4 protein-coding genes and 1 pseudogene are annotated in these 5489 nt (G+C 75.0%); 2 read left to right on the top strand and 3 right to left on the bottom strand.

Annotated elements, in window-relative coordinates; genetic code table 11:
• Nucleotides 1-225: 225 nt before the first annotated feature.
• Nucleotides 226-1125: a Gfo/Idh/MocA family protein gene (locus tag ACFWXO_RS15215; RefSeq protein WP_380524377.1), complete on the top strand. Its 900-nt coding sequence runs from the start codon at nt 226-228 to the stop codon at nt 1123-1125.
• A 65-nt stretch (nt 1126-1190) separates the two neighbouring features.
• Here ACFWXO_RS15215 and ACFWXO_RS15210 read toward each other — a convergent pair whose 3' ends face one another.
• On the bottom strand, nt 1191-1697 hold the full coding sequence (locus ACFWXO_RS15210; RefSeq protein ID WP_380524375.1) for a GNAT family N-acetyltransferase: 507 nt from the start codon (nt 1695-1697) through the stop codon (nt 1191-1193).
• Nucleotides 1698-1936: 239 nt separating this feature from the next.
• The gene (locus ACFWXO_RS15205; protein ID WP_375896326.1) at nt 1937-3046 is read right to left on the bottom strand and encodes a hypothetical protein; all 1110 of its coding nucleotides are present in this window, start codon (nt 3044-3046) and stop codon (nt 1937-1939) included.
• Nucleotides 3047-3226: 180 nt separating this feature from the next.
• Between ACFWXO_RS15205 and ACFWXO_RS15200 the strand changes: the two genes are divergently transcribed.
• Entirely contained in the window at nt 3227-5233 is a 2007-nt protein-coding gene (locus ACFWXO_RS15200) for a transglycosylase domain-containing protein (RefSeq protein ID WP_380524373.1), read from the top strand.
• A 52-nt stretch (nt 5234-5285) separates the two neighbouring features.
• On the opposite strand, the pseudogene ACFWXO_RS15195 reads toward ACFWXO_RS15200, so the two are convergent.
• Nucleotides 5286-5489 (bottom strand): annotated as a pseudogene (locus tag ACFWXO_RS15195) (hypothetical protein); the annotation flags it as partial.

The raw sequence follows: 5489 nt of genomic DNA, 5'->3' as shown, positions 1-5489 counted from the left end.
CTCGCCCCCCCCGCCCGCCGGGGGCCCCGCGCGGGGGGGGGGGGGGGGGCCGCCCCCCCGCGCCGGCGGGGGGCGGGCCCCGGCTCCTGTGCGTAGCGGCCGCGGTGTCCGCTCCGCCGCGGGCGGGGCCGGCCTGCCCGATACGCTCGGGGCTGACCTGCGGGAACGCGCCCGGCTGCGGCAGCCGCGCGCCCGGCCCGCGGCACACCGAGGAACGGAGACAACGTGCGGATCGGACTGCTGGGCACCGGCACCTGGGCGGAGCGGGTGCACGCACCCGTGCTCGCCGAGCACCCCGGGCTGGAGTTCACCGGCGTCTGGGGCCGCCGCCCGGAGGCCGCCGAGGCGCTGGGCGCCGCGCACGGCGTGCCCGGGTACGGCGACCTGGACCGGCTGCTGGCCGAGGTGGACGCCGTCTCCATCGCCCTGCCGCCCTCCGTCCAGGCCGGACTCGCGGTCCGGGCCGCCGAGGCCGGCTGCCACCTGCTGCTGGACAAGCCGGTCGCGTTCACCGTGCCGGACGCCCGGGCGGTGGCCGAGGCGGCGCGCACCCACCGCCTCGCCTCGGTGGTCTTCTTCACCGTCCGCTTCGGCGGCGAGCAGATCCCGTGGATCGAGCGGCAGGCCGGGCTCGGCGGCTGGTTCACCGGCCGCTCGGACTGGCTCGGCTCGGTGTTCGCGCCGGGCAGCACCAGCCCGTACGCGGCCTCGCCGTGGCGCAGGGACAAGGGCGCGCTGTGGGACGTCGGCCCGCACGCGCTGTCCGTCCTGCTGCCGGTGCTGGGCGACGCGACGGAGGTCACGGCCGTCGCCGGGCCGCTGGACACCGTCCACCTGGTGCTCCGGCACGCCGGCGGAGCCTCCAGCACGCTGGCGCTGAGCCTGACCGCCCCGCGCGCGGGCGGCGGCGTCGCGATGGAACTGCGCGGTGAGCACGGGGTGGCCCGGCTGCCCGAGCGCGGCGAGGGACCGACGGTGGCCCTGCACCGGGCGGTGGACGCCCTGCTGGCCTCCGCCGCCTCCGGCGAGGCGCACCCCTGCGGGGCCGACTTCGGCCTGCGGGTGGTGGAGGTGCTGGCGGCGGCCGAATGGTCACTGGCCACCGGCGGCCCGGTCGCGGTCTGAGGCCGGTCCGACTGTGCTCAGGGGGCGGTGGCGGGCACCTCGGTGCCCGCCACCGCCCCCTTCCGTCAGATGCCGAACGGCGCCGCGTAGCGGACCGTGCCGGCGGGCAGCGGGTGGTCGGCGTCCAGGGCGAGGGCCATCAGGGCCTCGTCCGGGACGTCGATGGTCAGGCCGATGCCGTGGGTGGAGGCCCGGGTGAAGCCGAACCGGGGGTAGTAGTCCGGGTGCCCGAGGACGACGACGTACCGCTCGCCCCGCTCCCGGGCCGCGTCGAGGGCGGCCCGGACGGCGGCCGAGCCGGCGCCGGTCCGCTGGTACGCGGGGAGCACGGCGCACGGGGCCAGGCACAGGGCCGGGACGTCGCCGATGTGGCAGCGGGTCAGCAGGGCGTGGCCGACCACGGTGCCGGCGGCGTCGGTGGAGACCACGGACAGGCCGTCGAGCCAGGCGGGATCGGCGCGCAGCGCGTCGACGAGGTCGGCCTCGGCCGGGGTGTCGAAGGCGGCGGCGTTGACGGCGTGAACGGTCGGGATGTCGGCGCCGGTCTCGGCGCGGGTGTTCCAGTTGCGCATGGTGGTACGGGGATTCCGTTCCTGGGAGGTGTACGTGTGACGCCCCGCGAGCTCACGCTCCCGGCGGGGCAGGACAGGGCAGGGTCAGGCCGCGGCCCGGGACGCGAGGGAGACCCGGACGCTGCGCACGGCGGCCTTCGACGCGGTCATCAACCCCACCTCCCTACTCTCTGCTCCTGATCGGCACGTACTGCGTTCGAGTGTACCCGACCCGTTCCGGAGCCGTCGGGGATTTCTTCTCAGACCGGCGGCAGGCCCGGCGCCGAGGACTCCGGGCGGCGGTCGGTGGGGCGGGCCGGCGGGATGACCGGGGCGCGGAAGTCGCGCGGGCCGGTCCAGAGGGCGGGGACGGCGTCGCCGCGGCGGGCCAGTTCGTAGGCCAGGGCCTCGTAGTTGACCCGCCAGCCGCGGAAGTGCCGCCAGGCGTCCTCGACCGGGCGCTCGCGCGGGAAGCCCGCCGCGGTGATCATCGCGACGGCGCCCAGGTACTCGGCGTAGCCGAGGCGGATCGGGGTGTCCGGGTCCGGGTCGGTGTCGAAGTCGATCCGCAGCGCCCGGCCGATGTCGCGCATCGCGGTGAAGCCGGCCCGGATCACCAGCCGGGCCTCGGGCGGGGCGGAGCGCGGGCAGAGGGAGAGGTGGAGGGCGGCGGCGTCCATCACCGCGATCAGCCCGACCACCCAGCTGCGGTTGGGCTGGGGGGAGCGGAAGGCCAGCAGCACCGGGTAGTTGGAGTGGCTCTCGCCGATGTCGGCGGCCAACCGCTCCCAGTCGCGGTAGAGCTGGGGGAGCGCGGTCTCGGTGTCGACCAGGGACTGCCGGGCGAGCAGCTCCGGGCCCCAGGCGGGTTCGCCGGCCCGGGACTGCAGCAGCGTCACCTCGGTCTCGCGCCGCTGGTAGGCCGCGTACAGGGTGGGCAGGTAGGCGATCTGCAGGGCGATCACCAGCGGGCCGCTGGCGGCGGCCATGAAGTCGATCGCGGACAGCTGGAGGCGTTCGCCGCTCGCGTAGCCGAGGGTGAAGAGGCTGGAGCCGGCCTCCCGGATGGAGATCGACCAGCTGAGTTCCGAGGTGCCGTGCAGCAGCAGGGTGTAGGCGAGGAGCATCCCGCTGAGCCACACCGTGAGCATGCCGAGCAGCACCAGCGGGGCGAGCCAGGTCAGGGCGCGGTCCTGCGCCCGGTAGGTGCCGAAGGGGGTGGCCCACAGCCGCAGGGTGGTGCGCAGCAGCGCCCAGAGCCGGAACACCAGGGCCGAGTAGAGCCCGCGGGGGACGACCAGGGTGCGCAGGATGCTGCCCACGACGAGCAGGAGCAGCAGCACGCCGATCAGGGTGTGGATCAACCTCATGGCGACATTGTGGCGGTAGGCCGCCGGGGGCGCGGGGCCGGACGGGCCGGATTGCCCGGGTGCGGTTCGGTTCCACCGGCCCGATATGAACATGATCACACTGATCTCGGCCCCCCAAAGGACGGCCGGTTCGGCATCTGACGGGGTGGAGGGGGCCGCCCCCAGGAGATCGGAGACCGGATGCGCGCACAGCAGGGTGGGGAAGCCGAGGAGGAGCGGAGCGACCGCCGGAGGTGGCGTCCGCTGCGGCGGATCGACTACCCGCGCCGCGGTCGGCGCGGCGTCCGGCGCTGGCTCCCCTCCTGGCGCCAGCTGCTCCTGACGACCGGTCTCGGGACGGCGGTGCTGAGCGGCCTGGCGGGCTGGTTCTACGTCACCACCCACGTCCCGGAGGACCTGAACGCCTTCGCCACCCAGCAGAACAACGTCTACTACTGGGCGGACGGCACCGAGATGGCCCGGATCGGCGAGACCAACCGGCAGGAGGTACCGCTGGGCCAGGTGCCCGAGTCGGTCCAGTGGGCGGTGCTCTCCGCGGAGAACGAGACCTTCTACTCGGACCCGGGGGTCTCGGTCAGCGGCATCGGCCGCGCCGTCTACGAGATGGCCACCGGCGGCGACACCCAGGGCGGCTCGACCATCACCCAGCAGTACGTCAAGAACATCTACCTGAACCAGCGCCAGGACGTCTCCCGCAAGCTCAGCGAGATGGTCATCGCGGTCAAGCTGGGCCGTCGGATGAGCAAGCAGGACATCCTGGCCGGCTACCTGAACACCAGCTGGTTCGGGCGCGGCAGTTACGGCATCGAGCGTGCCGCGGCCGCGTACTACGGCAAGGACGTGTCGCAGCTCGACCCCAGCGAAGGGGCCTTCCTGGCCGCCCTGTTGAAGGGTGCCGGGCAGTACGACCCGGCGGTGAGCCCGGAGAACCACGAGCGGGCCGTGGAGCGGTGGTCCTGGATCCTGGACCGGATGGTCGACGGGGGCAGGCTCTCCGCCGCCGAGCGGGCCCGGTACACGGTGTTCCCCGAGCCGCGGACACCGCCCAAGGGGGCCGGCCTCGCCGGCCAGATCGGCTACCTGGTCGACCTGTCCAGGGGCTTCGTGGAGAGCCACAGCGACATCACGCCGGCCCAGTTCGACCTCGGCGGCTACCAGATCCGCACCACCTTCGAGAAGGCGAAGGTCAACGCCCTGGCCGCGGCCGTGCAGGAGGCCACCAAGGGCCTCGACCCGGACAACCGGGAGGCCGACAAGCTGCTCAAGGTCGGCGCCGCCTCGGTCGCCCTGGACGGGCGGATCGTCGCCCTCTACGGCGGCCCCGACTACCGCAAGCAGGGCTTCAACAACGCCAACACCTCGACCGTGCCCATGGGTTCGGCCTTCACCCCGCTGGTGTACGCGGCCGGACTCGACCAGGGCGTGCAGCGCCGGCGCGACGGCGGCCGGACCCCGGTGACGCCCGGCACGACGTACGACGGCGACAACGGCGTCAACGTGACGACCCCGGAGGGGCCGTACTGGGGGCGGGACGGGAAGATCGTCAAGACCGCCAACGACGGCAAGCGGAACTGGGGCCGGGTCAGCCTGCGCAGCGCGGTCGAACAGTCCGTCAACGGGCCGCTGATGCAGCTCGGCATGGACGTCGGCCTCGACAAGGTGCAGCAGACCGCGGCGGCCCTCGGCCTGCTCCCCGAGAGCCTGGGCGAGCTGGTCCCCGCCTTCGGCGTCGGCAACTCCACCCCGAGCGCGATCCGCGCCGCCGACGCCTACGCCGCCTTCGGGTCCGGCGGCAGCCACACCGACCCGTACTCCGTGTCGGGCGTCACCCGCAACGGCAAGCCCGTCGACCTGCGGCTGCCCACCGCCGCCCGGGCGCTGCCCGCGGCCGTGGCGGCCGACGTGGACACCGCCCTCAAGGGCGCCGTCCGCGGCGGCAGCGCCCAGGCGGTGGCGGGGGCGGGCGTCGGCCTGGCGGCGAAGCCCGGCACCACCCCGGACCGCACCGCGGGGTGGACCGTCGGCTACAACGGGCAGCTGTCGACGGCGGTCACGGTGTTCCGGGCGGACCTCAAGGACATGAAGCTGCAGTCCCTGGAGGGGGTCGGCGGAGCCGCTCCGGACACCCCGGACTCGGACCTGCCGGGGCGGATCTGGACGGCGTTCATGAAGACCGCCGGGCAGTAGCCGTAGCCGTAGCCGTGGCGGTGGCCGTAGTCGTGGCGGTGGCCGCTGTCGTTCAGCGGGCCCACGGGCGGAGCTTCTCCGGGTTGCGGACCACCCAGATCCCGGTCACCCGGCCGTCCGCGACGTCGAACGCGGCCACCGTCAGCACGACGCCGTGGGGGGGGGGGGGGGCGCGCCGCCCGCGCCCGGGGCGTGGCGCCCACCGCCCGCCAGGCCCCCCGGCCGCGCGCGGGGGGGGCGCGCGGGCTGGGGGGGC

Origin of the sequence: Kitasatospora sp. NPDC059088 (assembly GCF_042738155.1) — a bacterium.
Classification (GTDB): Bacteria; Actinomycetota; Actinomycetes; order Streptomycetales; family Streptomycetaceae; genus Kitasatospora.
The sequence above is the reverse complement of the archived record's forward strand: the minus strand, read 5'-3'. Positions and strand labels throughout refer to the sequence as shown.